Raw genomic sequence first — 26,336 nt, forward strand, 5'->3', positions numbered from 1 at the left:
GCGCGTGGCCATCGCCCGCGCGCTGGCCAACCGTCCGCTCCTGCTGCTTGCCGACGAGCCCACTGGCAATCTCGATCCCGGCACGGCGGCGCGCGTCCATGACGAGCTGATGCGGCTCATCGCCGAAGAGGGGCTTGGCGCGCTGGTCGCCACCCACAATCTCGAACTGGCGCTCAACATGAGCCGTATCGCCAGGCTGGAGCGCGGGCGCATCATCGAGAGGCCGCGATGAAGGCCGTGTTCTCCGCCATGCAGCTTGGCCATGCGCCGCGCTATTTCCTCAGCAAGGGCCACATCGTGGACTACCCCGAAAGCCCGGAGCGGGCGCGGGCGCTGCTGGAAGGCGCGCGCCAGGCCGGGGCGCAGATCTGCGCCACGCGCCGTTTCGATGACGAGGTTCTGCATAGCGTTCACAATCAGCGTTACCTCGAATTTCTCAAGGAGGCGCATGGCGCGTGGTCTGAGATCGAGGGCGCCGCGCCGGAGCTGATGCCAAGCCTCAGGCCGCTCGCGCCCTCGCTCTATTCCTCGCCTCATATCATGGCGCGGGCTGGCCGCTTCCTCATGGATTTCTCCTGCGCCATCGGCCCCAGAACCTGGGAGTCGGCCCGCGCCTCGGCGATGACGGCGCTCACCGCCGCCGACTTGTGCCTGAAAGGCGAGAGCATCGTCTATGCGCTGTGCCGGCCGCCGGGGCATCATGCCTATGCCAACAAGGCGGGCGGCTTCTGCTATCTCAACAACACCGCGCTGGCGGCGCAGTTTCTGCGTGGCAAGCACCGCCGCGTGGCGGTGCTCGACATCGATGTGCATCATGGCAATGGCACCCAGGCGATCTTCTACAGCCGGCCGGACGTGCTCACGGTTTCCATCCATGCGACGCCGGAGCAGTTCTATCCATTTTACTGGGGTGGAGCCGATGAAACCGGTGAAGGCGAGGGCAGGGGGTTCAATCTCAACCTGCCGCTGCCCGTGGGGGCTGGCGATGCAGCCTGGATGAAGGCGCTGGAACAGGCTGTCGTGGCTGTTCAGGACTTCGCGCCGCAATCCCTGGTGATCGCGCTCGGCCTCGATGCGCATGAAGCAGACCCGTTGCAGGGTGGCAAGGTTACCCAGGCGGGGTTTGCCCGCATGGCCGAAGCCATCGCCGCGCTCAAGCTTCCCACCGTCATCGTCCAGGAAGGCGGCTACCTCACGGAGCATCTGCCGGACAATCTCGCCATGTTCCTTGCCGCCTATGAGGGCGCCCACACGCCGGTGTGGGGCGAGATGGCCGATCAGAGCGAGCTGGAATAGCCCATGGCCGGAAACAGCCATCCAGCGCCGCTCTTCGTGCATCTGCGCACCCACACGGCCTATTCGCTGTCCGAGGGTGCTCTGCAGATCACGGCGCTGGCCGCGCTTGCCAGGGCCGCCGGCATGCCGGCGGTGGCGATCACCGATACGGGCAATCTGTTCGGGGCACTGGAATTCTCTGACGCCATGGCGGAGAAAGGCATCCAGCCGATCATCGGCTGCACGCTGAAGGTCGATCTGGCGGCGCCGCGCGAAGGACCGCAGAAACCAGCGACTGGATTGCGCCGCCTGCCGGCGCTGGTACTGCTCGCCAAGGACGAGCAGGGCTATCGTAACCTCATGAAGCTGTCGAGCCGGGCCTATCTGGCGAGCCCGGACAATGCCGAAAACCACGTCAGCTGGGATTTTCTGAGCGGCCATGCCGATGGCCTGATCTGCCTCACCGGCGGGCCGGGCGGGCCGGTCAACGAGGCGCTGCTGGCGGGCCAGACAGCGCTGGCGGCGGAACAGCTTGCGAAGCTCAAGGACCTGTTCGGCGACCGGCTCTACATCGAACTGCAACGCCACGGAACGCCCGCCGAGCGTGACACCGAGGCCGGTCTGATCGAACTGGCCTACAGCATGGACGTTCCGCTGGTGGCCACCAACGAGCCCTATTTCGCGAGGCCCGAGGATTACGCCGCGCATGATGCGCTGATCTGCATCGCCGAAGGCGAGGTGCTGGCCACCGAGGAGCGGCGGCGGCTGACGCCCGAACATTTTTTCAAGAGCCAGGCGGAGATGGCGGCGTTATTCGCGGACCTGCCGGAAGCGGTCGAAAACACCATCGAGATCGCCATGCGCTGCGCCTACCGCGTGAAATCGCGGGCGCCCATCCTGCCGCGCTTCGCGGAGGGTGATGAGGCTGAGGAACTGCGCCGCGAGGCGAGAGAGGGATTGGCGCGCAGAATAGCAACCTGGGGGATGGTCGAGGGAACAACGAAGGAAGATTATGCCGCCCGGCTGGAGTTCGAACTGGACGTCATCACCAAGATGCAGTTTTCCGGCTATTTCCTGATCGTTTCAGATTTCATCAAATACGCCAAGGCAAGGGGCATACCTGTCGGGCCCGGTCGTGGGTCCGGCGCTGGTTCGCTTGTCGCTTACGTGCTGACGATCACAGACCTCGACCCGTTTCGCTTCAATCTTCTATTTGAGCGCTTCCTCAATCCAGAGCGCGTGTCGATGCCGGATTTCGATATTGATTTCTGTCAGGATCGGCGCGGTGAAGTCATAGATTATGTTCAGAAGCGCTACGGCGCTGACCGCGTTGCCCAGATCATCACCTTCGGCAAGCTGCAGGCGCGCATGGTTACCCGCGACGTGGGCCGGGTGCTGCAGATGCCCTATGGCCAGGTCGATCGTATTTCCAAGCTGATACCAAACAATCCGGCAAATCCCGTCACCCTCGCACAGGCGATTGACGGTGAGCCGCGCCTGCAGGAGGAGCGCGACAAGGACCCCGTCGTCCGAACCTTGTTCGACATCGCGCTGAAGCTGGAGGGTCTATACCGCAACGCATCGACGCATGCCGCTGGCGTGGTGATCGGCGACCGTCCTCTGGAAGAGCTGGTGCCGCTTTATCGCGATCCGCGCTCGGAAATTCCGGCGACCCAGTTCAACATGAAGTATGTCGAGAAGGCCGGCCTGGTGAAGTTCGATTTCCTCGGCCTCAAGACGTTGACGGTAATCGAGAAAGCGCAGGCGTTGATCAGGCTGCGGGAGCCCTCCTTCGACATCAACCTGATTTCGTATGACGATCCCAAAACCTACGAAATGCTGGGCCACGGTGATACGGTGGGTGTGTTCCAGCTTGAAAGTTCCGGCATGCGCGACGTCCTGCGCAAAATGCGCGCCGACCGGATCGAGGACATCATTGCCATTGTGGCGCTCTATCGCCCCGGCCCCATGGATAACATTCCACGCTTCATCGCCTGCAAGAAGGGCGATGAGCCGCCGGACTATCTTCACCCGCTGCTCGAGCCGATCCTGAAAGAGACCTATGGCATCATGGTCTATCAGGAGCAGGTGATGCAGATCGCCCAGGTGCTGTCCGGTTATTCGCTGGGAGAGGCGGATCTCCTGCGCCGGGCCATGGGCAAGAAAATCAAGGCCGAGATGGATGCGCAGAAGGAACGCTTCGTGTCGGGCGCCGTGGCGCGGAACGTCGATGCCGCCCAGGCTGATTTCATCTTCGAGCTTGTTCAAAAGTTCGCCGGATACGGCTTCAACAAGTCGCACGCCGCAGCCTATGCCGTGGTCTCCTACCAGACCGCCTATCTCAAGGCCAATTACCCGGTCGAGTTCATCGCCGCCTCGATGACGCTTGATCTTGGCAATACCGACAAGCTCATGCTTTTCCGCCGTGAGGCGCAGCGTCTTGGCGTCCGGGTGATCCCGCCTTCGATCAACGCCAGCGGTGTCGATTTCGCAGTGCAAGACGGGCAGATCCTCTATTCTCTTGCCGCGCTCCGCAACGTCGGGGCCGGCGCCATCGAGCATCTGGTGCGGGTGCGCGAGGATGGCGGGCCGTTCGGCTCACTCGGTGAGTTCGCGCGCCGCATTGATGGCCGGCTGGTCAACAAGCGCGCGCTCGAGAGCCTGGCCAAGGCCGGTGCGTTCGATTGCCTTAATGCCAACCGGGCCCAGGTGCTTGACTGCGTGGAGTCGATCCTCGCCATGGCGAGCCGCACCGCCAGCGCCGCCGAGGCCGGGCAGAATGATCTGTTTGGCGGCATGTCCAGGGCTGCCGACGACCTCGTGCTGCCGCGCCGTGACGCGTGGCTGCCCATGGACCGGCTCGCGCAGGAGTTCGAGGCCGTGGGCTTCTATCTCTCGGGCCATCCGCTCGATGACTATATGAAGCCCCTGCAGAAGCTCTCGGTTGATACCTGGCAGGGCTTCCAGGAAAAGGCGCTGACCAAGGGTGCGCGGGCTGCCAAGCTCGCGGGCACCGTCACCCACCGTCAGGAGCGCCGCTCGAAATCCGGCAACAAGTTCGCATTCGTCGGATTTTCCGATCCCACCGGCCAGTTCGAGTGCATCTGTTTCTCGGATACGCTCGCCGCCTGCCGCGATCTTCTGGAGCCTGGCAAGGCGGTGATCGCCCGCGTCGAGGCCGATGTCGAGGGCGACGAGGTGAAGCTCAGGCTTCAGGGAGTCGAGCTGCTCGACAAGGCGGCGGCCCAGATGGTGACCGGGCTTGAGATCTTCGTGCGTGACGCCCGCGCCGTCGATTCGATCGCCGCGCGCCTCAAGAATGGCGGCCGCGCGCCGGTGCGCCTCGTGATGCTCATGGAAAAGGGCAGGGAGGTCCACATTTCGCTTGGCAGCGCCTTCACGGTTACGCCGCAGATCCGCGGCGCCATCAAGGCGATCTCCGGGGTTATCGACGTGCAGGATCTGTAGCCCGAGTTGTCGGTTTTTCCGACTGCGTGCGTCAGCCGCGTTTGAGGTCAGGCGGCGTGGCTTCGTCTTTGAGGGCAACCAGCGCCTGATCGAGGCTCAGTGCTGTCTGGTTCTGCGAACCGAGGCGGCGAAGGTTGACGGCGCGCTCTTCCATCTCGCGCTTGCCGACGACGAGGATCACGGGAACCTTCTGTACGGAGTGCTCCCGGACCTTGTAGTTGATCTTCTCGTTGCGCAGATCAGCCTCCGCGCGCAGTCCTGCCCGGCGCAATTCATCACGCACTTCGAGCGCATAGCCATCGCTGTCGGAGGTGATGGTCGCCACCACCACCTGGGTGGGCGCCAGCCATAGCGGAAAATGACCGGCGAAATGCTCGATCAAAATGCCAAGAAAGCGTTCCATCGAGCCGCAGATCGCACGGTGGATCATCACCGGCACCTTCTTCTCGCCATCTGCCCCGATGTAGAAAGCGTTGAACCGCTCCGGCAGGTTGAAGTCGACCTGCGTGGTGCCGCATTGCCAGTCACGCCCGATCGCGTCGCGCAGCACATACTCGAACTTGGGGCCGTAAAAAGCGCCCTCGCCCGGGTTCACGGCAGTCTTGATCTTGCCGCCGGAATCCGCTGCGATCTGCTCCAGCACCTTCGACATGATCGCCTCGGCACGGTCCCAAGCCTGATCAGAGCCCACGCGCTTTTCCGGCCGCGTCGAGAGCTTGACGACGATCTGCTCGAAGCCGAAATCCTTGTAGGTGGAAAGAATGAGATCGTTGATCTTCAGGCATTCCTCCGCCATCTGATCCTCGGTGCAGAAGATGTGCGCGTCATCCTGCGTAAATCCGCGCACCCGCATCAGGCCATGCAAGGCGCCCGACGGCTCATAGCGGTGGACATTGCCGAACTCGGCAAGCCGCAGCGGCAACTCGCGGTAGGAGCGGAGCCCGTGCTTGAAAATCTGCACATGGCCGGGGCAGTTCATCGGCTTGATGGCGAAGACCTGGTCATCTTCGGTGGTATCGCCCGCCGAGGTGGCGGCGAACATCGCCTCCTTGTACCAGCCCCAGTGGCCCGACGTTTCCCACAGCGACTTATCAAGGAGCTGGGGCGCATTGACTTCCTGGTAGTCGAGCCTGGAGAGGCGGCGGCGCATATAGGCGATGAGCTGCTGGAACATCGTCCAGCCCTTGGCATGCCAGAACACGACGCCGGGACCCTCTTCCTGAAAATGGAACAGGTCCATTTCGCGCCCGAGCTTGCGATGGTCGCGCTTCTCGGCCTCCTCGAGCGCCGTCAGATAGGCTTGCAGGTCTTTCTCGCTGGCCCAGGCAGTGCCGTAGATGCGGGTGAGCATCGGGTTCTTGGAATCACCACGCCAATAGGCGCCAGCCACCTTCATGAGCTTGAAGGCGTTGCCGATCTTGCCCGTCGAGGTCATGTGCGGCCCCCGGCAAAGGTCCGTCCAGCCGCCCTGGTCGTAGAACTTGATTTCCTGGCCCTGTGGAATGGCATCCACCAACTCGACCTTGAACAGCTCTCCCTTGGCGCGGAAGAATTCCTTGGCTTCTTCGCGGGTCTTGGTCGTCTTGGTGAACGGCTTGTCGCGCTGGATGATCTCGCGCATCTTCTTTTCGATGGCCGCGAAATCCTCGGTGGTGAAGGGCTGGTTTCGGAAGAAATCATAATAGAAGCCGTTTTCGATCACCGGACCGATCGTCACCTGCGTGCCCGGAAACAACTCCTGTACGGCCTCCGCCAGCACATGGGCGCAATCATGGCGGATGAGTTCTAGCGCTTCCGGGTCCTCGCGCGTCACGATGCGCAGCGCGGCATCGCTGGTGATCGGGTCGGCAAGATCGACGAGCGTGCCGTTGACCATGGCGGCGACCGCTTTCTTCTCAAGCGACTTGGAAATGGACGCCGCCACCTCGCGGGCGGACACCCCGTGATCTGCCTGGCGCTGGGCGCCATCGGGGAAGGTCAAGGTAATCATCGGTCCTCCTGCTCACTCCCGTCCACTGTCACGGGTAAGCGAAATCAAGTGTTTCTTTTGTCTCTTCTCTCACCCATGCCACGGCTTGACCGAGTCATCCTCTTTTCGGCAACCAAAGAGGACCCCCGGATCAAGTCCGGGGGTGATGAGAATTTCGCGTTTAGGACGGGGTCTTCCCGGGGTCAAGCCGCTCCTCCGGCAGGCGCCAGACCGGGCCCTGATAGACCTCCGGGACGGGATCGAAGCCAGACTGGCCCCAGGGGTGACAGCGGCACACCCGGGCGAAGCCGAGCGCCACGCCGCGGCCCGCGCCATGCCTGCGGATCGCCTCAGCCGTATAGTCCGAACAGGTGGGCAGATAGCGGCAGCGCCGGCCGATCAGCGCTGAGAGCGTCAGTTGGTAAGCCCTGATCGTTGCCAGAAGAATGGTTTTCATATCGCGATGACCGGAATATAGCCGTGTCCATGCCAGACTCAAAACCCAACATCCTGTTCGTGATGGCCGACCAGATGGCCGCGCAGTTCCTGCCCTTTCACGGCAACACGCTGGTGAAGACCCCCAACCTCTCGCGGCTGGCCCGCGAGGGCGTGGTGTTTGAGAATGCCTATTCGACGAGCCCGCTGTGCGCGCCTGCCCGCGCCACCGTTATGAACGGCTTGCTACCCTCGCGCACCGGCGTCTACGATAATGCCGCCGAGTTTCCGTCATCCATTCCCACCTGGGCGCATTATCTGCGGCTCTCAGGCTATGCCACCTGCCTCTCCGGCAAGATGCACTTCGTGGGGCCCGACCAGCTTCACGGCTTCGAGGAGCGGCTCACCACCGACATCTATCCCGCCGATTTCGGCTGGACGCCGGACTGGCGGCTCCGCCAGGAACGCATCGACTGGTGGTATCACAACATGACGTCGGTGCTGCAGCCGGGCATCGCCGAGATCACCAACCAGCTCGAATTCGATGACGAGGTCGCCTTCCTGGCGATCCGCAAAATCTATGATTATGCCCGCTTCACGCCGGACCAGCCTTTCTGCCTGATGGCATCCTTCACCCACCCGCATGACCCCTACGCCGCGCGGCGCAAATTCTGGGACCTTTACCGCGACGCGGACATCCCGCTTCCCGCCGTGCCGCGGCTGGAGCGCGCCGCGCTCGATCCGCACAGCCAGCGGCTTTATGACGTCTCGGCGATGGACGACTACTCGGTGACCGAGACGGATCTCCGCGCCGCGCGGCATGGCTATTTCGCCAACATCTCTTATGTCGACGATCTTCTGGGCCAGATGATCGCCGCCCTCGAAGCGACGGGCGGGCTTGACGACACGGTGATCGTCTTCACCTCCGACCACGGCGATTTCCTGGGCGAACGGGGCTTGTGGTACAAAATGTCGTTCCTCGAGCCTTCCGCCCATGTGCCGTTCCTGATCTGGAACCCGAAGCGCTTTGCCGCACGGCGGGTGAAGGAACCGGTGACGCTCGCCGATATCTTGCCCACCCTCACCGCGATCGCCAATGACGGCGCGGCGACTCTGGCGCGGGCCGTTGACGGCCGTTCGCTCTATCCACTGCTGATCGGCGGCATGGAGGATGCGCAAGGCACGGCTTGGGGCGAATATCTGGCCGAAGGCGCGATCGCGCCCATGTACATGCTGCGCCGCGGACCCTGGAAGTTCATCCATTCGCCACCCGACCCTGACCAGCTGTTCAACCTCGATGATGATCCGGTGGAGCGCGACAACCTGGCGCCCGCGCACCCGCTGGCACGCCAGTTTTGCGCCGAAGTGCAAGCGAAGTTCGATATCCCGCGCATCAACCGTGAGGTTCTGGAAAGCCAGCAGGCGCGGCATATGCTGTTCGCGGCGCTCAAACGCGGCCACCATTTCCCGTGGGATTTCCAGCCGCTGCGCGATGCCTCCGCGCAATACACGCGCAACCACATGAGCGTCACCGATCGCGACCTGAAATCACGTTTTCCGCGGGCACCGGACATTGGGGACAAGCGGCTGCGCTAGCCGCGTATGCCCCGCCGGATTGCAGTGCGCCGCCCAAAAATCTGGTTCCATTGGCCGGGCGGATCGCGCTAATCTCTAACTTCGCGTGTTGTTTGAAGGGGGCGCCGTTGAGGGATCCCTATGAGGTTCTGGGTGTCGCGCGCAACGCGCCGCCCGAGGACATCCGCAAGGCCTACCGGCAGCTGGCCAAGAAGCTGCACCCCGATCTCAACCCGGGCGATGCCCGGGCAGAAGAGCGTTTCAAGGAGGCCGCCGGCGCCTATGATCTGTTGTCCGACCCGGAGAAGCGCCGCCGCTTCGACGCGGGCGAGATCGATGCCGGGGGCGCTGAACGCCCGCGCCAGAACTATTACCGCGACTATGCCGGAAACGCCGAGGCGCAGAGCCGCTACCGCAACGCGTCCGGTTTTTCCGACTTCGCGGCCGAGGATGATTTCCTGGCCGAGCTGCTGCGCCAGCATGAGCGCCAGGCGAGGCAGGCCCCGGGCGCCGACCGGCGCTATCAGCTGGCCGTCGATTTCCTTGACGCGGTCAACGGCGCCACGCGGCGGATCATGCTGCCGGACGGCGGCTTCCTCGATGTGACCATCCCGCCGGGCATCGCCGAAGGCCAGGTCCTGCGGCTCAAAGGCAAGGGTGCGCCATCGCGCGGCGAGGGTCCGCCGGGCGATGCGCTGGTGGAAATCGCCGTCAAGCCGCACAGGTTCTTCGTGCGCCAGGGCGATGACATTCTGGTCGAACTGCCGGTGACGCTGGCTGAGGCTGCGCTGGGCGGCAAGGTCAAGGCGCCCACCCCCACCGGCGCAGTGATGCTGAGCATCCCGAGGGGCTCCAACACCGGCACGGTGCTGCGCCTCAGGGGCAAGGGCGCCCCCCGGCCCGGCGGCGGCCATGGCGACGAGCTCGTCAAGCTCAAGGTCATGCTGCCGGAGACGCCCGACGCGGCGCTCGAAGCCTTCCTCGCCGGCTGGCAGCCGGGCGCGGACTATGATCCCCGCCGGGAGATGCAGTCATGATCATCAGCAAGACCGAGTTTCTTTACCGCGCCAGCCTGGACGGCGACACGCTGGAAGTGTGGCTCAGGGAACAGTGGCTCATCCCGCAAGGCCCCGCCGCCGCGCCGGAATTCTCCGAGGCCGACCTCGCCCGCGCCGCCCTGATCCGGGATTTGCAGAGCGATCTCGGCGTCAACGCCGAGGGCGTGGGCGTCATCCTGCATCTGGTGGATCAGATCCACAGCCTCAGAGAGGCGCTGGGCGGGAAAGTGCCGGCGGGAGAGCGCATGAAGGATTTGCCCCTGAGGCCCTCAAACGCGCCAGCGGGGAAGAGGTGAGGGGGGCTGGCGAATCAATAGCTTGAGTTAAGTTTCTGATTCACCTGGCGCGAGGAGGATTGCGCCATGCCATCTGCAGTGCCGTTGCGGACGGACTTTCACGAGGGGTATGCCGGAACACTCTTGAAGAAGCTGGGGATCTCGCATGTCAGAACCCGTCCGCGCCACGCCCGGGCAGAACGTTGAAACCATCGCAGCGGTTAAAAGAACTTCCCGCCAACGCTGAGTGCCCATCTCACTGACTTTCCTGTGAAAAACCCGCCGGGATATGGTTCGAGGACGAGGCCCGCGGCGGCCACAACAATGGCATCGTCCGCAAATCGAGCGGACACGGATCGATGCCCCGTCAACCGGCCGGACAGCCCTGCAGGAATGCCTGTTTATTTGGCGCCATATGTCCGGCACATGGAACCGGCGCGGCTATTGCCGAACCCTATGCCGAACTGAGGCCATGCAACTGCATCTCCATGAGAACTCCCGCTATGTTGCCAGGGGCGCCCACGCGGTTCTCCCTCTCGACCGGGCCGGATGGCTCGCAACCGCCAACCTCGACATGCCCGGCAACCACACGCCAATCTTCCTGGGCTACCGGGCACCCGGACTCAACCCGGTCGAAACCCTGCGGCATCGGGCTCTTACAAGTCAGAGCCGACAGCTTTGGGTGTGGGATGTCGTGTACCAACATCAATGTACAATCATGGCGTGTATATGGGTATTGCGACTCTGCTGCGCATCAAAGCCCGTAACATTTCTGCAACAGCGCCGCCGAAAAGTGGTGGATTTTCCGGCCCGTCTTGCCTATAGCACCGGCAATCCCGGTTCGCCGGGCACGAAGAGCCAATCGGCCGCAGCCAGGCCTTACCGGAGAACAATCATGTCCACCGCCCGCACCATCCGCCCGTTGCTCGCCGCCACCATGCTGCTGGGACTGTTGCCTGCCGCTGCCCATGCTCAGGAAGCCCCCGCCGCCGCCCCCGCCGCCAACGCAGAGCAGCCTGCCCAGCCGCGGGTCAACTGGGTCAGCAATTGCAACGCGCCGTCACGTCTGGTTCCGTTATCCTGCTCAATGGACCAGCGAGTGCTGCTGCGCGATACGGGGCAGCAACTTGGCCGCGCCGCCATTCAGACGTCTGGGCCCGAACCGCGCACTGCCGGGCTGTTGCTGCATTTGCCGCTTGGCCTGGCGATCGAGGCCGGCGTCAGTGTCGTGGTCGACGCCGACACGCCTGTCAAGCTCGCGGTACAGACCTGCGATGCCTCCGGCTGCTATGCGGCGAGCCAGCTCCAGGGCGAGCTGCTGACCGCCATGCAGCGCGGCCGCGAGCTCAAAGTGACATTCGAGGATTTGCAGCGCAAGCCGATCACCGTCAGCTTCACCCTGGAAGGTTTCACGGACGCCTATAACGGCATCAAGTGAAGTCCTTCAACAGGGCGTGCCATCCTTGCGGGTAAGACGATACTTGCCGTTCTCTTTCACGGCGGCCATGTCCGCTTCAGGGTAGCAGACGCGGTCGCCTTCGCAGCGGGTGCCGACCTCGAGTATCATGGCGGCAGTTGTGGAGCGGTTCACCAGCTTGTGGCCGTTGGCCGCGCCGGCCCTGAAGCCCGCGCACATGCCAGAGGACAGCCGATGCTCTCCGTCATCGTCGATCAGCGTCACTTCGCCAGAGATGACGAAGATGAATTCATCCTCGCGCTCATGCCAGTGGCGTTCCGAAGAGGCGGCGCCGGGGGCCAGTTCAGTGAGATTGACGCCAAACTGGTTGAGGCCGAAGATGTCGCCCAGCGCCCGTTTGGCGCGGCCTGCCATCGCGGCGGCATAGGGCGGCGGATAGCTGGTGCCGGTGCGGGCCGGAACGTCCTTGGCGTGAATGGCCGCGGGTTTGACGTCAGCCATGCGCGGCCTCCCCTTGACGGGCTTCGATCTGGTTCACGGCATCAATCACCGCATCGAAGGTGAGCAGGGTGGAGGCATGGCGGGCCTTGTAATCCCGCACCGGCAGCAGGGCCTCGAGATCAGCCCATTTGCCGGCGGGCGGCGGGCCGTCCTCCTTCAGCATCCGGTACATCCCGGCCCGCAATGTCCGGAGTTCCTCCGCCGTCGACCCGACGACATGCCGGGCCATGATCGAGGAGGACGCCTGGCCCAGGGCGCAGGCCTTCACCTCATGGCCGAAATCGGTCACCACGCCATCTTTCATGGCGAGGTCGACCGTCACCTTGGAGCCGCACAGGCGGGAATGGGCCACCGCGGTGGCGTCCGGGTGCGGCAAGCGTTGCAGCCGCGGAATGTCTGCCGCGAAGGCCAGGATTTGCCGGTTGTAGACGTCGTTAATCATTTCAGCACTCTAGCGCAAACACGCTGGCCCACAATGGACCCCGCCGCGGTTTGCCATGAACCCGCCAGCCATGATATGGGGGCCGCAACCTGCAGCATAAAGCGAAATCAGCACGATGGACGCAGTCATCAAGAAGATCCCCGCCAAACCCGTAAAGCGCCCGAGCCAAGAAGAGGCCGAGGCGGCGGTGCGCACGCTGCTCGCCTGGGCTGGCGACAACCCGGACCGCGAAGGCCTGCTGGACACCCCGAAGCGCGTGACAAAGGCGTTCCGGGAGTATTTCTCTGGCTATGAGGAAGATCCGGCGGAGGCGCTGTCCCGCACCTTCGATGACGTGGCTGGCTATGACGATATCGTGATGCTGCGCGATATCGATTTCATCTCGCATTGCGAGCATCACATCGCACCGTTCGTGGGCCGCGCTCATGTCGCCTATCTGCCGTCCAATTCGGTGGTGGGTATTTCGAAGCTGGCGCGGGTCGTCGAGATTTATGCCCGGCGGCTGCAAACCCAGGAAACCATGACGGCGCAGATCGCCACCGCCATTTCCGATGCTCTGAAGCCGCGCGGCGTGGCGGTGCTGGTTGAGGCGGTGCACACCTGCATGTCGTTCCGCGGCATTGGCAAGCGCAACATCGCCACCAACACCACCCAGTTCGCCGGCGAGTTCAAGTCGAACCCGGCGCTGCAGGCCCGCTTCATGGAGCTGGTGCGGACGCCGAACAGCGGCTTCTCGCTGTAATGGCCTCTGACCTGGAGGAGACGCTGGCCTTCCAGCCGCGCTTCGATGCCAATGGGCTGATCCCGGCCATCGTGACCGACGCCGGTGACGGTACGGTTCTGATGTTTGCCTTTATGAACGCCGAGGCGCTCAGGCTCAGCCAGAAGACGGGCTTGGCGCATTTCTGGAGCCGGTCGCGGCAATCCCTTTGGAAGAAGGGCGAAACCTCTGGCGAGACGCTGCGTATCGTCGAAATCCTGACCGATTGCGACCAGGATGTGCTGCAGGTGAAAGTTGCGCCGCAGGGGCGCGGGCTTGCCTGTCACACCGGGCGGCGCAGCTGCTTCTACCGCCGGGTGGACGGCGGCACGCTCAGCTTGTTCTAGATTCGCCTCCGGCGCGGCGCTATCGCATAGAAGGCGAAAAGGCCGCCCACAAAGCCGCCGATGTGCGCCTCCCAGGCGATGGCCGTTTCGGTCAGAAATGATTGGCCGGTCCAACCCACGCCGCCCGAGAACAGGGTGATCGCCAGCCAGACCAGCATGAACATAAGTGCGCGCGGGTGGCTGAGCAGGTCGCGTGGCGGCAGCGGCACGGCGCCGCCCGGCAAACGCCAGCCATACATAATGGGGATCGCCGCCGCGAGAAGCCCCGAGACCGCGCCTGAGGCGCCAATCACCAAGATATTCTCGCCCCAGTGCAGCAACAGGCTGGCCAGCCCGCCCGCCACCCCCGACGCGAGGCACAGCAGCAAGAACCGCGCGGTGCCCAGATAGCGCGCCGCCGGCGTTCCGAAAATCAGCAGCCACAGCGAATTGAATGTCAGATGCATCCAGTCGCCATGCAGGAACATGTAGGTGACGAGCGACCAGTATTCCGATCCCGGCAGCATTGGATAGCCCGGCAAGGTCCAGCGCGCCGGGATCAAGGCAAAGCCGTCAAACGCCCAGTCGATCCAGGCCTCGCCGCCCAGTTGCAGGATGATCTGGACGGCAACCAGCGCGCTGATGACCGCCTTTACCGCCGCCGGCACGTTGAAGATGGGCGGGGAGGCTCGGCCATCTTGGCCGTCCCCGGCTGGATGCCAGGCCGCGAAGCTGTTGTCATTCATCTGGCACGAAGGCTGCAACGCGTGGCCACGAAGGTCAATATGAAACAGCCGTGACCGGGCACAAGCAATGAGGTTAACGCTATGTGGCTGAATGAAGGGGCCTCGCGCGGCCAGGACAGGACAGCACTCGAACCGGGCAACCAGATGCTGCTCCGGCAATGGGAGGCGTTCCGGGCCGGGCGGACGGCGCCCCGGCGGGGCGATCTCGATCTGAGACATATGCGCCGCCTGTTGCCCGGTGTGTTCATTGCCGAAAAGGACGATTTCGACGGCTATATCTGGCGCCTGGCGGGCACCGGGATCTGCCATCTCTTCCGCCGTGAAATGACGGGCCGCGATTTCCTCGACGGTTGGATGAGCTTCGAGCGCGGGGTGATCACCCGGTTCCTCACCGGCGTCACCGAGGACCACCGGCAAGTGTCATTCCGGCTGCGCCTGCAAACTGACCGTGGCCAGACTCTTCATGTCGAGATGCTGGCGCTGCCGCTGACCGCCGCCGACGGGGTCGCCACCCATGTTCTGGGCGGCTTCAGCCCGCTCGAGGATTCGCAGATCAAGATTTACGGCGCGATCATCGCCATGGAGCTGGCCTCGGCCCGCTTCCTCTCCGGCCTTGAACTGATGCGAGACCCGGCCCGGGCGATCGAGGCGCGCCGCCAGTTCCGCATGATCGAAGGCGGCCTCAGCCCGCGCTGAGCGGCCGCCACCAACACGCTTCCCAACGGTGTGTCTTCAGGCCTAGAGTCGGGTTCTCATCAGCCCGAGGATTCACCGCCATGCCGCAGCTCGCCAGTCATATGTCAGCGTCCTCCCTGCCGCGGGACGGCGTCCTCGTCGGCCGGGTCTGGGATCCTTCCGTTGGCGGCCCGTGCGTTGTACGCCGGGACGGCGCCATGCTCGCCGACATCACCGCCGTGTTCCCCACCATGCGTGACCTCTGCGAGACGGCGGACCCGGCGTCCGCCGCCAAGGCCGCGCGTGGCCGGAGCCTCGGGAGCGTAGCCGAAATTCTCGCCAACACGCCGCCGGAAACGCGCGTTTCCACCAGGCCCTGGCTGCTGGCCCCCATTGATTTACAGGTGATCAAGGCGGCGGGCGTCACCTTCGCCACTTCGATGCTGGAGCGGGTGATCGAAGAGCGGGCCCGCGGAAACCCGGCCGCTGCGGCGGAAATCCGCGCCACTATCGGCGCCCTGATCGGCGATGATCTCTCGAAGCTGCGCGCCGGGTCGGCCGAAGCGATGAAGCTGAAACAGGTGCTGATGGAGAAAGGCGCCTGGTCTCAGTATCTTGAGGTTGGGATCGGCCCCGATGCCGAGATCTTTACCAAGTCGCAAGTCATGTCGGCGGTGGGCACCGGCATGGAGGCCGGCCTCCATCCCGTTTCGACCTGGAACAATCCGGAGCCCGAAGTGGTGCTGGTGGTGGCCGCCTCTGGCAGAATAGTGGGGGCGATGCTCGGCAATGACGTCAACCTGCGCGACGTCGAAGGGCGTTCGGCGCTGCTGTTGGGCAAGGCCAAGGACAACAACGCCTCATGCGCCCTGGGTCCGATGATCCGGCTGTTCGACGAAAGCTTCTCGCTTGATGACGTGAGGCGCATGCAGCTAAGTCTGCGGGTGGAGGGCGAGGACGGCTACGTGCTGAACGGCGCGTCCAACATGTCAAAGATCAGCCGCGACCCCGCTGACCTGGTGGGCCAGATGATCGGACCTCATCATCAGTATCCCGATGGCGCGGTGCTGTTCCTCGGCACGCTTTTCGCGCCGGTCGAGGACCGCGGCGAGCCGGGCAAGGGCTTCACCCACAAGCTGGGCGATGTGGTCACCGTCTCGGCGCCGGAACTCGGCACGCTTGCCAATCGCATGACCTCCTGTGACAGGGCGGCCCCCTGGACATTCGGCGCGAGCCACCTGCTGCGCAACCTTGCGGCGCGGGGGTTGCTCTGATGGCGGGCGACATGCCGGTTCTCTCCGGCCCGGTGGCCGAACTGGCGGCCAATGTCGCGGTTCCCTTCGAACAGGCGCGGGCCATGCCCAAGAGCGTCTACACCTCGCCGGAATTTCTGGAGGCCGAGCTTTCCAAGGTGTTTGCGCGTGAATGGTATTGCGTGGGCCGCGCCTCGGCGCTGAAGGAACCCGGCGACTATATCGCCTTCGAACTCGCGCGCCAGCCGCTGATGGCGATCCGCGGCCTGGACGGCGAAATCCGCTGCCAGTCCAATGTCTGCCTGCACCGGATGTCGACGCTGCTCGAAGGCCGCGGCAACCGGCGCATCATCACCTGCCCCTATCACGGCTGGAGCTACGAGGCCGACGGCCGCTTGCGGTCCGCGCCGGCGATGAAAGGCAATGACGGCTTCTGCAGAGAAAACTACCGTCTGCCGCAGCTGCGCACCGAAATCTGGCTGGGCTGGCTCATGGTGTCGCTGAACCCGGATGCGCAACCGGTGTCCGAACGCTTCGCTGCTGTCGAAGATATGATCAGGCCCTTCGGCATGGCGGACTATGCTGAATGGTTCAACGAAAGCTTCGTATGGAACACCAACTGGAAGGTACTCGCGGAGAATTTCATGGAGAGTTACCACTTGCCAGTCTGCCATGCGGGCACCATCGGCGGCCTCTCCAAGCTCGAGGAAATGATCTGCCCGCCGTCGCCGCCGCATTTCAACTGGCACAGCATTCTTAAGGACCCCGCCTTCCGCATCGCCTGCGCGCATCCGTCAAATACCCGTATGGAGGGCGATCTCCGGCGCACCACGCTGCTGCTGGCGCTTTACCCAAGCCTGCTCATCACCCTTACGCCCGGCTATTTCTGGTATCTCTCGCTGCGTCCCAAAGGCGTTGGCCAGGTGCATGTCACGTTCGGCGGCGGCATGAGCAATGATTTCCTGAACGATCCCGACGTGCCGGAGCTTTTCGCGACGCTGAAAGGCCTGCTCGACAAGGTGAATGTCGAAGACAAGGGCTGCACCGAGCGCGTCTATCGCGGCCTGTGCTCGGGGCTGGCGGCGCCGGGGCACCTGTCGCATCCTGAGCGGCCTAACTACGACTTTGCAACCTATCTGTTCCGGATGACAGGTCAACCGTGATCGCGGGAAGTTATCGGGCGCGAGTCCCGCACCCTTGCTGAACCATGTTTCCGCTTTCCCCGTACAGACTCTGATGACAAACACCATGATCGTAATCGGGGCAGGCGGTGGCATCGGCGCCGCGCTGTCCCGCCGTCTCGCGGCGGCCGGCAACCGCGTCCACGCCATCGGCCGCGATGCCGCGAAGCTTGAGGCGCTGGCGGGTGAAATCGGCGGCTCCTTCGCGGCGGCCGATGCGACCGACCGTGCCGCTCTCGAGGCCGCCGTGAAGGCCGCCGGGCCCGCCGTTGCCGGCCTCGCCTATTGCGCCGGTACCATCAACCTGAAGCCCGTCGCGCGCATCACCGACGAGGACGCGCTGCGCGACTTCGAGGTCAACGCGCTGGGTGCCATGCGCGCCGTGCAGGCCGCACTCCCCGCGCTGAAGGCGCAGACCGGCGGGGCCAGCGTCGTGCTGTTGTCGACCGTCGCGGTGGCGCAGGGCTTTTCATCCCATGTGTCGATCGGCATGGCCAAGGGCGCCGTCGAGGGCCTGATGCTGTCGCTCGCCGCGGAGCTCGCCCCCAAGATCCGGGTCAATTGCGTGGCCCCCTCGCTTACCAAGACGCCGCTCGCCCACGCCCTCACCTCGAGCGAGCAGATGGCTACCGCCATCGCCGGGCTGCACGCCCTGCAGCGGCTGGGCGAGGCCGATGACGTGGCCGCCGCCGCGGCCTTCCTGCTGTCACCCGACGCGTCCTGGATCACCGGCCAGGTGGTGGGTGTGGATGGCGGCCGCTCGATGCTCCGCACCAAGGGCTGATCATGGCGCGCATGCGCAAGAAGGAGGCGCTGCCATCGAAGCTCTGCGCCGCCTGCGGCCGGCCCTTCACATGGCGCAAGAAATGGCAGCGTGACTGGGACAATGTGAAGACCTGCTCTGACCGCTGCCGCGCCACGCTGAAGTCGAAATCGCGATGAGCACGCTCCGCATCGTGCTGGGCGACCAGCTGACGCGCGGGCTTTCGTCGCTGCTTGACTATGAAGCCGGCGACACCGTGCTGATGATGGAGGTGGCGGAAGAAGCCTCTTACGTGAAGCATCACAAGCAGAAGCTGACGCTGATCTTCTCGGCCATGCGCCATTTCGCGGCGGAGCTTGAAGCCGGCGGCATCAGCGTCGACTATGTGCGCCTTGATGACCCGGCAAACACCGGGTCCTTCACTACGGAACTGCGCCGCGCCGTGGTCCGCCACCGGCCTTCCCACATCGTCGCCACCGAGCCCGGCGAATGGCGGGTGCGCGAGATGATGAAAGGCTGGGACGCTGAGATCCGCGATGACGGCCGGTTCTTCGCGGCGCCGGCCTGGTTCGCGGCATGGGCCAGCGGCCGCAAGCAGCTGCGCATGGAGTTCTTCTACCGCGACATGCGCCGCGCCTCCGGGCTGCTGATGGACGGTGACGAGCCAGCGGGTGGCCAGTGGAATTTTGACCATGACAACAGAAAGGCGCTGCCGCGCGACGCAGCACCGCCCAAGCGCCTGCGCTTCGATCCCGATCCGGTCACCCGCGAGGTGATGGAGATGGTGGCCAGGCGCTTTGCCGGCCATTTCGGCGATCTCGAAACCTTCGGCTGGGCGGTGACGCGCAATGATGCGCTGGAGGCGCTCGACCACTTCATTTCCGCCTGCCTGCCGCAATTCGGCGATTACCAGGACGCGATGAAGCAGGGGAATGGGTTCCTTTATCACTCGGTCATCTCGCCTTATCTCAACATCGGGCTGCTGACCGCGCGGGAAGTTTGCGCCCGCGCCGAACAGGCCTGGCGGCAGGGAAGGGCGCCGCTCAACGCGGTGGAGGGTTTCATCCGCCAGATTCTGGGCTGGCGCGAATATGTCCGCGGCCTGTACTGGCTGAAAATGCCGGACTATGCCGAAACCAACGCGCTCGACGCCCGCCGCCCGCTCCCCGGTTTCTACTGGACCGGCGACACCGAAATGAATTGCCTCCGGCAGGCCATCGGTGAAACCCGCCGCCACGCCTATGCCCATCACATCCAGCGGCTGATGGTGACCGGCAATTTCGCGCTGCTTGCCGGGCTCGATCCGAAGGCGGTGGAGGAATGGTATCTCCTCGTCTATGCCGACGCCTTCGAATGGGTGGAGCTTCCCAACACCCATGGCATGGCGCTGTTCGCCGATGGCGGCGTCATGGCCTCGAAGCCCTATGCGGCCTCAGGCGCCTATATCGACCGCATGTCGGACTATTGCGCCGGCTGCGCCTATGACCCCGCCGCGAAGCTGGGGCCCAAGGCGTGCCCGTTCAACTATCTCTATTGGGATTTCCTGATGCGCAACGAGAAGCGGCTCGGCAAGAACCCGCGCATGGCCATGCCCTACCGCACGCTCGCCAGGATGGCCGACGACCGCAAGCGGGAGATCGCCGCGGCGGCGCGGCAGTTTCTGGACAGGCTCGCGCCTTCATAGCGGTGATTTGGTCCCCGCGCGGGTTTCCGGCCGTCATCGCGGTGAGCGCGCGAGGACATGCGTCCATGACTTGATCCACTCAGCGATGCCGCCGGCCATCTTCTCGGCGCCCGGCGTCACCTGAACAACGCCGAATGCCGCGCCCAGCACCAGAAGCGGGGTCGTGCCGGCCTTCGCCATGAATCACTGCGCGTGGCGCATGCCGGCAAGCTTTCTGACGCCGCCCGAGGCCGTCCACAGCCTGGTGTCCAAGATCTGCGCCACCTATCGCGGCAAGCGCCTGGCGGTGGAAGGGCGGTTGTAACGGCGCTGCTGGCGGGCGAAGTCTAGCCCAGAACCTCGACCGAAAGCGGCCGCGAATCTGCCCCCAGCCGGTAGACCACCGGCACGCCAGTATCGAGCTCGCGCTTCAGGATCTGCTCCGGCGTCAGGCCCTCGATGGCCATGATCAGTGAACGGATGGAATTGCCGTGCGCCGCCACCAGCACGCGCTTGCCCGACAAGACATCGGGCTGGATGTGCTTCATGTAATAGGGCAGCGCGCGGGCCAGAGTATCCTTGAGGCTTTCGCCGCCGGGCGGCGGCACGTCATAGGAGCGGCGCCAGATATGCACTTGTTCCTCGCCCCATTTCTTGCGCGCGTCGTCCTTGTTGAGGCCGGTCAGATCGCCGTAGTCGCGCTCGTTCAGCGCCTGGTCCTTGATTGTCGGAAGGTCCGGCTGGCCGAGCTCATCGAGCATGATCCGCAGCGTGTGCTGGGCGCGGGTGAGCGCGCTGGTATAGGCGATGTCGAAGTGGAAGCCCTTGGCCTTCAGCTTGCGGCCCGCCTCATGCGCCTCGCGGATCCCTTGTTCGGTGAGGCCGGGGTCCTTCCAGCCGGTAAACAGGTTCTTGAGATTCCATTCGCTCTGCCCGTGGCGGACGAGCACCAGAAGCCGTTCCATCGCTCACTCCAATCCCAGCACGTCATTCATGTTGTAAAGGCCGGGCTTCTTGTCAGACGCCCACAGCGCCGCCTTCACCGCGCCGCGCGCGAACATCTCGCGGCTCGCCGCCTTGTGCGTCAGTTCGATGCGCTCGGTCTCGCCGGCGAAAATCACCGTGTGTTCGCCCACCACCGATCCGCCGCGCAGCGTGGCAAAACCGATGTCGCCCGCGCGCCGGGCACCGGTGTGGCCGTCACGGCTGCGCACCGAACGGGTCTTGAGGTCGATGCCGCGACCCTCGGCGGCTGCCTGGCCCAGCAAGAGCGCGGTGCCCGACGGCGCGTCGATCTTGTGCTTGTGGTGCATTTCGAGGACTTCGATGTCGTAATCCTCGCCGAGTGCTGCCGCCACCTTGCGGACCAGCGAGGCGAGCAGGTTGACGCCGAGGCTCATGTTGCCGGACTTGACGATGCGGGCGTGGCGCGCCGCGGCCTTGATCCTGGCCTCTCCCGCCTCGTCGATGCCGGTGGTGCCGATCACATGCACGATGCGCGCCTGGGCGGCGAGCTCCACCAATGACAATGTGGCCGCCGGAACGGTGAAGTCGATGAGGCCGTCGGCCTGGGTGAGGAGCGCATGGGGATCGTCGGAAATCGGGATGTCGAGACGCCCGATGCCCGCCAGTTCGCCCATATCGGCGCCGATCTGGGGGGAGCCTTTGGGCTCCAGCCCGCCGACCAGTTCAGCCCCTTGCGTTTCGCTGACGATGCGGGTCAGCACCCGGCCCATGCGGCCGGACGCTCCTGCGATGGCGAGTTTCATGCCCGAGGCCTCCCTGTGATGGGACGCCGTCTTAGCAACGCGAAGGGATTGTGGAAAGCGGTCAAACGCCCTCCACCAGCACGATCTCGGCGATGCCGGCGGCGGCCCGCTTGGCCTTGGCTTCCTGGTATTCAGGCGAATTGTAGCAATCGCGCGCCGCCTGAAGGCTGGGGAACTCGATCACCACATTGCGCGGACGGCCCTGGCCTTCCATCTGCTCATAGGCACCGCCACGCGCCAGGATGTTGGCCCCATATTTCTGGAACGCCGCGCGGGTGGCGGTGGCATAGTGCTGGTATTGATCCGGATCGGTGACGGTGACATGGGCGATCCAGTATCCCTTGGGCATGATGACGGCTCCTTGCTAAAGGCCGGAACTATAGCGGCGCCGGCCGCCGCGTCCAGACTGGACGGCGCGGCCCGGGTCACCTAGTCAGGGGCATGTCCCGCGAACAGTCAGAAGGGCTCAAGGCCCGGCTCAAGGTTCTCTACGACGGCGATACGCCGGCCGCCCACAGGTTCCGCTACGCGCTCCTCGTCTTCGACCTGGTGACCATCGCCTTCGTCATCGTCTCGTCGTTTCTGGCGACGCCCGGAACCGAGATCGCCGATGCGGTGATCGGCGTCGTTCTGATGGCCGATTTCCTGGCCCGGCTCTGGATCGCCCGCAGCCGCTTCAGGATGGTGTTCAGCCTCTACGGCCTCATCGACATCGTGGTGATTGCCTCCATGCTGGCGCCCATCGTCGGCGAGGGGCTGGCCTTCCTGCGGGTGGCGCGGGTGCTGCGGCTGTTGCGCTCCTACACCATGGTGAAGCGCCTGCGCCAGGATTTCCCGTGGTTCCGCCGCCATGAGCAGGTGATCATGTCGGCGATGAACCTGGGCGTGTTCATCTTCGTGATGACGGCGCTGGTCTATGAGACCCAGCATTTCACCAATCCGAAGATCGGAAACTACGCGGACGCGCTCTATTACACGGTGACGGCGCTGACCACCACGGGCTTCGGCGACATCGTGCTCGAGGGCACGGGCGGGCGGATGATCGCCGTGGTCATCATGATCTTCGGCGTCTCGCTGTTCCTGCGGCTGATTCAGGTGATGCTGCGGCCCGACAAGGTCGATTTCCGGTGCCCGGACTGTGGCCTCTCCCGCCACGACCGGGACGCGGTCCATTGCAAGGCCTGCGGGCGGTTGCTGAACATCCCCGACGAAGGGGCGGTCTAGGCCATGGCCACGGTTTGGCCGTTGTTTGGTGGCCAATGGCAGGCCCCCCGGCTTCAAGATTGCCAGCGTCGAGCCGTGGTGGCAGAGGTGTACCGGTCATAGTGGGTGGAACAAACAAGCTTTGCGGCGTGTTGCGAGAATAGGCGCATACAGCGCTCTGGCGATTGTTGCCATTATGCTGCTTCTGGCGGCGGGTCTTTACATGCGGCTCGCCCAGGGCCCGGTGCCGCTCGATTTCATGCGTGCCGCAGTCGAGAGCCGAATCAACCAGAGCTTGCCCAACCTGATCGTGAAGACGGGCGGCGTGGTTGCCGAACGCTCCGAGGCGACCGGGATTCCGCAGCTGCGCCTGCGCGATGTGGAAATCCGCGACAAGCAGGGCAATCTCGTGGCCAAGGCCCCGCGCGCGGCGATCGGGGTGCGCGAGGATGCGCTGTTCCGCGGCAGCCTGGCGCCGTCAGCGATCGAACTGATCGGGCCCCGCATTCTGGTCAAGCGCGGTATCGACGGCAGTCTTGAACTTGGTTTCGGAGAAGCCGCGCCGGAAAATGAGGCGGTGACGATCGACGTGACCGCCCCGCCAGCGGGCGAAGCGGGCGCGCCGAAGCCCGGCGTCGGCGCTACCATCATCGAAGCGTTGAGCGGCGCTCCCGGCGAGGCGCCAGGCTCGATCAGCTCCATCGAAACCATTCGCATCGCCGATGCCCGAATCCGGTTCTACGACGTGGCGAATGATGCCCTCTGGGATGTGCCGTCGGCGGAACTGGTTTTCCAGCGCATGCCCTATGGCTTCGCGGTGGCCGCAACCGCCGCCATATCGAACGGCGACGAGGAGGGCTTGTGGACGGCCGAACTTTCGGCCAGTTACCGGCGTGATACCCGCAGTTTCGCCGTCAGCGCCCGTATCAGCGATCTGGTGCCGGCCAATATCTCGGATGAGATCTTTGCGCTCTCGCAGCTGGCGCGCGTCAATGTTCCGCTGGCGGGCCAGGTGGACATGGAGATCACCGATACCGGGCTCATCACCAAGGCCACGGCCGAATTCACAGCCTTCGCCGGCGAGGTTGACCTGCCGGATTATCTGGCGGAACCGCTGATCATCGACGAAGGTTCGCTGCGCGCCGACTATGACCCGGTCACCGGCAGCATCATCATCACCGATTCAAGCCTGCTCGTGGGCAGCTCGCGCGCCCAGGTAAGGGGCAGTATTCTTCCGGAGCGCAACGCCGAAGGCAAGCTCACCGCCCTCAGGACGACGCTGGAGGCCCGCAATGTAGCGATCGACACGCAAGGATCAGTCAACAAGCCTGTAACGGTGGACCGCGTCGACTTCATCGGCAATGCCGCCATCGAGGAGGCGCGCCTCGACATCGACGACTTGCTGGTGATGTCGGGAGGCGCCGGCATCAGGTTGCGCGGGTCGATCACCGGCGGGTCTGAATCGGCGGGCATTCTCTTGTCGGGACGGGTGAAAGACCTTTCAGCCTCGCTCCTGAAGCAGCTATGGCCGCCGATCATCACGCCGCGGGCGCGCAAATGGGTGAACGATAATGTGCGGGCCGGAACCATCAGCGAGGGCGATTTCGTCATCAAACTGCCGGTCGATGCAATGGCGGAGGCAAAGCGCAAACGCCGCCTGCCGCCTGGCTCGATCGACATGTCGTTCAAGATGAAGGATGTGTCGAGCGGCTATTTCAGGGACCTGCCGCCGCTCAACGGCGCGTCCGGGGAGGCGCGGCTCAAGGACAGCGATTTTCTGCTGAACTTCAAGGGCGGCGAGGTCAAGCTGCCGTCCGGCGGTACCGGCCGTGTGCTGTCGGGAAGCTTCGAGAGCAAGGATATTCTCGCCGTCGAAAGTTACGCCATGATTGCGCTCGACCTGGAGGCCGGCTTGCAGCCGCTCATCGAGTATCTGGACCTTCCGGCACTCAACCTCATCCGCCACACAGGCCTCGATACCGGACGGGTGGAGGGCAAGGCCAGCGCCAAGGTCTCGCTGTCTTTCCCGATGATTAAGAACGTGCCGAAAGAACGGATCGTACTGTCCGCGCAGGCCAAGCTCTCCGACGTCGGGCTCGCCGATGCGCTGCCCGGCATCAATCTGTCTGGCGGGCAGTTCGATTTCTCTGTCGAGAAAGGCATTCTCAGTGCGAAGGGCCAGGCCCAGGTTGCCGGCATTCCCGCAGAGATCGGCTGGCGGCGGGGGCCAGGGCCCGAATTTGTGCAGTCGGCGACGATCTCGACCAAGCTCGACGGCGAGCAGCGGCAGAAGCTGGGCATCGATCTTGGCACTTTGGCGCGCGGCCCGGTAGGCGTCACGGCGACGATCGACGACCTCCGCGATCCGCAGGGCAAGATGGCGGTTGCCGCCGACCTGAGCGAGGTGGAGCTGCGCTTGCAGTCCATTGGCTGGCGGCGGCCGGCGGCGGCGGAGACCAGCGCCTCGTTCGTCTATCTTGGCAAGGCCGAGGGAGGGCCGCGCATCGAGGACCTCGAAATCAAGGGCGAAGGCCTGTCGATCAAAGGCAAGCTGGCGCTGGGGCCGAAGCGCCAGGGCCTGCGCTCCGCCAATTTCAGCGAAATCAGGCTCTCCGGCGAAAACCGCTTCGCCGCCACCGTCGCCGTCGAGGACGGCGGCATGAATGTCTCCGTGAAGGGCGCCAGTTTCGACGCAAGGCCGCTGATCCGCGGCCTGTTCGGTTCGCGCAACCGCGAAGAGGCCGCGCAGGCCGAGCAGCAGGCGTCCGCCAGGGAAAAGCCGGTGCGCCTCAGCCTCGATATCGGGCGCGTCTACGCCAACCGTGGCGAGATCATCACCGGTGTCAACGGCACGCTCTCGGCGCGCGCCGGCAAGATCGAAAAAGCGGAGGTGTCCGGCGCATTCCTCAGCGGGCAGCCCATCGTTTTCCGGGTCACGCCAACCGGCGAGGGACGCGAAATGCGCATCAGCGGGCGGGACGGTGGCGCAGCGATCCGCGCCGCCAACCTCTATTCCAAGGTGGCGGGCGGGCAGATCGAGTTCTTCGCCCTGCTCGCCGCCGATGGAACCTCGGTGAAGAACGGCAAGCTTGTGCTGCGCGATTTCGAGGTCCGCGACGAGGCAGCGCTGGCCGAACTCGATTCCCGCGGCAAGCCCAAGCGCGGCAGCGGCCCGCGCCGCGAGGCCTTGTCGTTCAAGAAGCTCACTCTGCCGTTCACCTCAGACAGCCGCTTCATCTGCATCGGCGAAAGCCTGGTGCGCGGGCCGGAACTGGGCGCCAGCGCGGCGGGCCTCATCCGCAAGTCCGACGGCGCCATCGACATCGCCGGCACCATCATTCCCGCCTATGCGCTGAATGCCGCGGTTGGCGACATCCCGCTGCTGGGCGACATCCTGACCGGCGGGCGCGGCCAGGGCATCATCGGCGTCACCTTCGCGCTGGGCGGAACCGTCGATAAGCCATCGTTCCAGATGAACCCGATGTCGGCGGTGGCGCCCGGCTTCCTGCGCATGTTCTTCGAATACAGCAGCCGCTGCGAGCCATTGAAGCAAGCTCCAGCCAAGGGAAACGGTGGTTGAGC

At 64.5% G+C, this 26,336-nt stretch carries 25 protein-coding genes and 1 pseudogene; 17 read left to right on the plus strand and 9 right to left on the minus strand.

The window, feature by feature from the left end:
* The 3 genes and pseudogenes from ACKOED_RS08010 to dnaE all read left to right on the plus strand — a co-directional run.
* A pseudogene (locus tag ACKOED_RS08010) lies at positions 1-232 on the plus strand (ABC transporter); the annotation flags it as partial.
* On the plus strand, positions 229-1,296 hold the full coding sequence (locus ACKOED_RS08015; protein ID WP_408916065.1) for a histone deacetylase family protein: 1,068 nt from the start codon (positions 229-231) through the stop codon (positions 1,294-1,296). The pseudogene ACKOED_RS08010 and the gene ACKOED_RS08015, both read left to right, overlap by 4 nt.
* 3 nt (positions 1,297-1,299) lie before the next feature.
* Entirely contained in the window at positions 1,300-4,743 is a 3,444-nt protein-coding gene (gene dnaE, locus ACKOED_RS08020) for a DNA polymerase III subunit alpha (RefSeq protein ID WP_408916066.1), read from the plus strand.
* A 31-nt stretch (positions 4,744-4,774) separates the two neighbouring features.
* Here dnaE and thrS read toward each other — a convergent pair whose 3' ends face one another.
* Together thrS and yidD are read right to left on the minus strand one after the other, a co-directional pair.
* Positions 4,775-6,733 (minus strand): threonine--tRNA ligase, encoded by a 1,959-nt coding sequence (gene thrS, locus ACKOED_RS08025; protein WP_408916067.1) that lies wholly within the window; start codon positions 6,731-6,733, stop codon positions 4,775-4,777.
* A 160-nt stretch (positions 6,734-6,893) separates the two neighbouring features.
* A complete protein-coding gene (gene yidD / locus ACKOED_RS08030; protein ID WP_408916068.1) occupies positions 6,894-7,169 on the minus strand; it encodes a membrane protein insertion efficiency factor YidD in 276 nt (91 codons plus the stop codon).
* 29 nt (positions 7,170-7,198) lie between these two features.
* Between yidD and betC the strand changes: the two genes are divergently transcribed.
* The 4 genes from betC to ACKOED_RS08050 all read left to right on the plus strand — a co-directional run bounded on the left by betC (position 7,199) and on the right by ACKOED_RS08050 (position 11,493).
* Positions 7,199-8,743 carry a choline-sulfatase gene (gene betC, locus ACKOED_RS08035; protein WP_408916106.1) on the plus strand — a complete coding sequence of 515 codons (1,545 nt, stop codon included), beginning with the start codon at positions 7,199-7,201 and terminating at the stop codon, positions 8,741-8,743.
* Positions 8,744-8,850: 107 nt separating this feature from the next.
* On the plus strand, positions 8,851-9,759 hold the full coding sequence (locus tag ACKOED_RS08040; protein ID WP_408916069.1) for a DnaJ C-terminal domain-containing protein: 909 nt from the start codon (positions 8,851-8,853) through the stop codon (positions 9,757-9,759).
* Positions 9,756-10,076 (plus strand): chaperone modulator CbpM, encoded by a 321-nt coding sequence (locus tag ACKOED_RS08045; protein WP_408916070.1) that lies wholly within the window; start codon positions 9,756-9,758, stop codon positions 10,074-10,076. The genes ACKOED_RS08040 and ACKOED_RS08045 overlap by 4 nt, the downstream gene beginning before the upstream one ends.
* An 874-nt stretch (positions 10,077-10,950) precedes the next feature.
* Entirely contained in the window at positions 10,951-11,493 is a 543-nt protein-coding gene (locus ACKOED_RS08050; RefSeq protein ID WP_408916071.1) for an invasion associated locus B family protein, read from the plus strand.
* Between the two features lie 6 nt (positions 11,494-11,499).
* On the opposite strand, the gene ACKOED_RS08055 is transcribed toward ACKOED_RS08050, so the two are convergent.
* Together ACKOED_RS08055 and ACKOED_RS08060 are read right to left on the minus strand one after the other, a co-directional pair.
* Positions 11,500-11,973 carry a cupin domain-containing protein gene (locus tag ACKOED_RS08055; protein ID WP_408916073.1) on the minus strand — a complete coding sequence of 158 codons (474 nt, stop codon included), beginning with the start codon at positions 11,971-11,973 and terminating at the stop codon, positions 11,500-11,502.
* Positions 11,966-12,415, minus strand: coding sequence for an iron-sulfur cluster assembly scaffold protein (locus ACKOED_RS08060; RefSeq protein WP_408916074.1), 450 nt, complete (start codon positions 12,413-12,415; stop codon positions 11,966-11,968). Before ACKOED_RS08060 ends, ACKOED_RS08055 begins: the two co-directional genes overlap by 8 nt.
* Before the next feature lie 115 nt (positions 12,416-12,530).
* Here ACKOED_RS08060 and folE point away from each other — a divergent pair, with 115 nt between their 5' ends.
* Together folE and hisI are read left to right on the plus strand one after the other, a co-directional pair.
* Positions 12,531-13,157 (plus strand): GTP cyclohydrolase I FolE, encoded by a 627-nt coding sequence (folE, locus tag ACKOED_RS08065; protein WP_408916075.1) that lies wholly within the window; start codon positions 12,531-12,533, stop codon positions 13,155-13,157.
* Positions 13,157-13,522, plus strand: coding sequence for a phosphoribosyl-AMP cyclohydrolase (hisI, locus tag ACKOED_RS08070; protein WP_408916076.1), 366 nt, complete (start codon positions 13,157-13,159; stop codon positions 13,520-13,522). The genes folE and hisI overlap by 1 nt, the downstream gene beginning before the upstream one ends.
* On the opposite strand, the gene ACKOED_RS08075 is transcribed toward hisI, so the two are convergent.
* A complete protein-coding gene (locus ACKOED_RS08075) occupies positions 13,519-14,247 on the minus strand; it encodes a rhomboid family intramembrane serine protease (protein WP_408916077.1) in 729 nt (242 codons plus the stop codon). The two genes, hisI and ACKOED_RS08075, sit on opposite strands and share 4 nt — an antisense overlap.
* Before the next feature lie 81 nt (positions 14,248-14,328).
* Between ACKOED_RS08075 and ACKOED_RS08080 the strand changes: the two genes are divergently transcribed.
* The 6 genes from ACKOED_RS08080 to ACKOED_RS08105 all read left to right on the plus strand — a co-directional run bounded on the left by ACKOED_RS08080 (position 14,329) and on the right by ACKOED_RS08105 (position 19,803).
* Positions 14,329-14,943 carry a PAS domain-containing protein gene (locus ACKOED_RS08080; RefSeq protein ID WP_408916078.1) on the plus strand — a complete coding sequence of 205 codons (615 nt, stop codon included), beginning with the start codon at positions 14,329-14,331 and terminating at the stop codon, positions 14,941-14,943.
* Between the two features lie 80 nt (positions 14,944-15,023).
* The gene (locus tag ACKOED_RS08085) at positions 15,024-16,196 is read left to right on the plus strand and encodes a fumarylacetoacetate hydrolase family protein (RefSeq protein WP_408916079.1); all 1,173 of its coding nucleotides are present in this window, start codon (positions 15,024-15,026) and stop codon (positions 16,194-16,196) included.
* Between the two features lie 11 nt (positions 16,197-16,207).
* Positions 16,208-17,338 carry an aromatic ring-hydroxylating oxygenase subunit alpha gene (locus tag ACKOED_RS08090; RefSeq protein ID WP_408916080.1) on the plus strand — a complete coding sequence of 377 codons (1,131 nt, stop codon included), beginning with the start codon at positions 16,208-16,210 and terminating at the stop codon, positions 17,336-17,338.
* Positions 17,339-17,411: 73 nt separating this feature from the next.
* Positions 17,412-18,140 carry an SDR family NAD(P)-dependent oxidoreductase gene (locus ACKOED_RS08095; RefSeq protein ID WP_408916081.1) on the plus strand — a complete coding sequence of 243 codons (729 nt, stop codon included), beginning with the start codon at positions 17,412-17,414 and terminating at the stop codon, positions 18,138-18,140.
* A gap of 2 nt (positions 18,141-18,142) precedes the next feature.
* On the plus strand, positions 18,143-18,298 hold the full coding sequence (locus tag ACKOED_RS08100; protein ID WP_408916082.1) for a DUF2256 domain-containing protein: 156 nt from the start codon (positions 18,143-18,145) through the stop codon (positions 18,296-18,298).
* The gene (locus ACKOED_RS08105) at positions 18,295-19,803 is read left to right on the plus strand and encodes a cryptochrome/photolyase family protein (protein ID WP_408916083.1); all 1,509 of its coding nucleotides are present in this window, start codon (positions 18,295-18,297) and stop codon (positions 19,801-19,803) included. The genes ACKOED_RS08100 and ACKOED_RS08105 overlap by 4 nt, the downstream gene beginning before the upstream one ends.
* A gap of 33 nt (positions 19,804-19,836) precedes the next feature.
* Here ACKOED_RS08105 and ACKOED_RS08110 read toward each other — a convergent pair whose 3' ends face one another.
* The 4 genes from ACKOED_RS08110 to ACKOED_RS08125 form a co-directional block, all read right to left on the minus strand.
* Complete coding sequence (locus tag ACKOED_RS08110) at positions 19,837-19,983, minus strand: hypothetical protein (protein ID WP_408916084.1); 147 nt, start codon at positions 19,981-19,983, stop codon at positions 19,837-19,839.
* Between the two features lie 146 nt (positions 19,984-20,129).
* Positions 20,130-20,747, minus strand: coding sequence for a 2,3-bisphosphoglycerate-dependent phosphoglycerate mutase (locus tag ACKOED_RS08115; protein ID WP_408916085.1), 618 nt, complete (start codon positions 20,745-20,747; stop codon positions 20,130-20,132).
* Positions 20,748-20,750: 3 nt separating this feature from the next.
* A complete protein-coding gene (gene dapB, locus ACKOED_RS08120) occupies positions 20,751-21,551 on the minus strand; it encodes a 4-hydroxy-tetrahydrodipicolinate reductase (protein ID WP_408916086.1) in 801 nt (266 codons plus the stop codon).
* 61 nt (positions 21,552-21,612) lie between these two features.
* Positions 21,613-21,900, minus strand: a complete 288-nt coding sequence (locus ACKOED_RS08125; protein WP_408916087.1) for a DUF1330 domain-containing protein — start codon at positions 21,898-21,900, stop codon at positions 21,613-21,615.
* Between the two features lie 92 nt (positions 21,901-21,992).
* Between ACKOED_RS08125 and ACKOED_RS08130 the strand changes: the two genes are divergently transcribed.
* Together ACKOED_RS08130 and ACKOED_RS08135 are read left to right on the plus strand one after the other, a co-directional pair.
* Positions 21,993-22,775 carry a potassium channel family protein gene (locus ACKOED_RS08130; RefSeq protein ID WP_408916088.1) on the plus strand — a complete coding sequence of 261 codons (783 nt, stop codon included), beginning with the start codon at positions 21,993-21,995 and terminating at the stop codon, positions 22,773-22,775.
* 175 nt (positions 22,776-22,950) lie between these two features.
* Positions 22,951-26,334, plus strand: coding sequence for a DUF3971 domain-containing protein (locus ACKOED_RS08135; RefSeq protein ID WP_408916089.1), 3,384 nt, complete (start codon positions 22,951-22,953; stop codon positions 26,332-26,334).
* The last annotated feature ends 2 nt before the right edge of the window (positions 26,335-26,336 follow it).

The organism is Aestuariivirga sp. (genome assembly GCF_046093005.1).
Taxonomy (GTDB): domain Bacteria; phylum Pseudomonadota; class Alphaproteobacteria; order Rhizobiales; family Aestuariivirgaceae; genus Aestuariivirga.

Bases quoted from the DNA above. Each gene is read 5' to 3' on its own strand.
- ACKOED_RS08015 (WP_408916065.1), top strand. From the start codon at position 229: ATGAAGGCCGTGTTCTCCGCCATGCAGCTTGGCCATGCGCCGCGCTAT.
- dnaE (WP_408916066.1), top strand. From the start codon at position 1,300: ATGGCCGGAAACAGCCATCCAGCGCCGCTCTTCGTGCATCTGCGCACC.
- thrS (WP_408916067.1), bottom strand. From the start codon at position 6,733: ATGATTACCTTGACCTTCCCCGATGGCGCCCAGCGCCAGGCAGATCAC.
- yidD (WP_408916068.1), bottom strand. From the start codon at position 7,169: ATGAAAACCATTCTTCTGGCAACGATCAGGGCTTACCAACTGACGCTC.
- betC (WP_408916106.1), top strand. From the start codon at position 7,199: ATGCCAGACTCAAAACCCAACATCCTGTTCGTGATGGCCGACCAGATG.
- ACKOED_RS08045 (WP_408916070.1), top strand. From the start codon at position 9,756: ATGATCATCAGCAAGACCGAGTTTCTTTACCGCGCCAGCCTGGACGGC.
- ACKOED_RS08050 (WP_408916071.1), top strand. From the start codon at position 10,951: ATGTCCACCGCCCGCACCATCCGCCCGTTGCTCGCCGCCACCATGCTG.
- ACKOED_RS08055 (WP_408916073.1), bottom strand. From the start codon at position 11,973: ATGGCTGACGTCAAACCCGCGGCCATTCACGCCAAGGACGTTCCGGCC.
- ACKOED_RS08060 (WP_408916074.1), bottom strand. From the start codon at position 12,415: ATGATTAACGACGTCTACAACCGGCAAATCCTGGCCTTCGCGGCAGAC.
- folE (WP_408916075.1), top strand. From the start codon at position 12,531: ATGGACGCAGTCATCAAGAAGATCCCCGCCAAACCCGTAAAGCGCCCG.
- hisI (WP_408916076.1), top strand. From the start codon at position 13,157: ATGGCCTCTGACCTGGAGGAGACGCTGGCCTTCCAGCCGCGCTTCGAT.
- ACKOED_RS08075 (WP_408916077.1), bottom strand. From the start codon at position 14,247: ATGAATGACAACAGCTTCGCGGCCTGGCATCCAGCCGGGGACGGCCAA.
- ACKOED_RS08080 (WP_408916078.1), top strand. From the start codon at position 14,329: ATGTGGCTGAATGAAGGGGCCTCGCGCGGCCAGGACAGGACAGCACTC.
- ACKOED_RS08085 (WP_408916079.1), top strand. From the start codon at position 15,024: ATGCCGCAGCTCGCCAGTCATATGTCAGCGTCCTCCCTGCCGCGGGAC.
- ACKOED_RS08090 (WP_408916080.1), top strand. From the start codon at position 16,208: ATGCCGGTTCTCTCCGGCCCGGTGGCCGAACTGGCGGCCAATGTCGCG.
- ACKOED_RS08095 (WP_408916081.1), top strand. From the start codon at position 17,412: ATGACAAACACCATGATCGTAATCGGGGCAGGCGGTGGCATCGGCGCC.
- ACKOED_RS08100 (WP_408916082.1), top strand. From the start codon at position 18,143: ATGGCGCGCATGCGCAAGAAGGAGGCGCTGCCATCGAAGCTCTGCGCC.
- ACKOED_RS08105 (WP_408916083.1), top strand. From the start codon at position 18,295: ATGAGCACGCTCCGCATCGTGCTGGGCGACCAGCTGACGCGCGGGCTT.
- ACKOED_RS08110 (WP_408916084.1), bottom strand. From the start codon at position 19,983: ATGGCGAAGGCCGGCACGACCCCGCTTCTGGTGCTGGGCGCGGCATTC.
- ACKOED_RS08115 (WP_408916085.1), bottom strand. From the start codon at position 20,747: ATGGAACGGCTTCTGGTGCTCGTCCGCCACGGGCAGAGCGAATGGAAT.
- dapB (WP_408916086.1), bottom strand. From the start codon at position 21,551: ATGAAACTCGCCATCGCAGGAGCGTCCGGCCGCATGGGCCGGGTGCTG.
- ACKOED_RS08125 (WP_408916087.1), bottom strand. From the start codon at position 21,900: ATGCCCAAGGGATACTGGATCGCCCATGTCACCGTCACCGATCCGGAT.
- ACKOED_RS08130 (WP_408916088.1), top strand. From the start codon at position 21,993: ATGTCCCGCGAACAGTCAGAAGGGCTCAAGGCCCGGCTCAAGGTTCTC.
- ACKOED_RS08135 (WP_408916089.1), top strand. From the start codon at position 22,951: ATGCTGCTTCTGGCGGCGGGTCTTTACATGCGGCTCGCCCAGGGCCCG.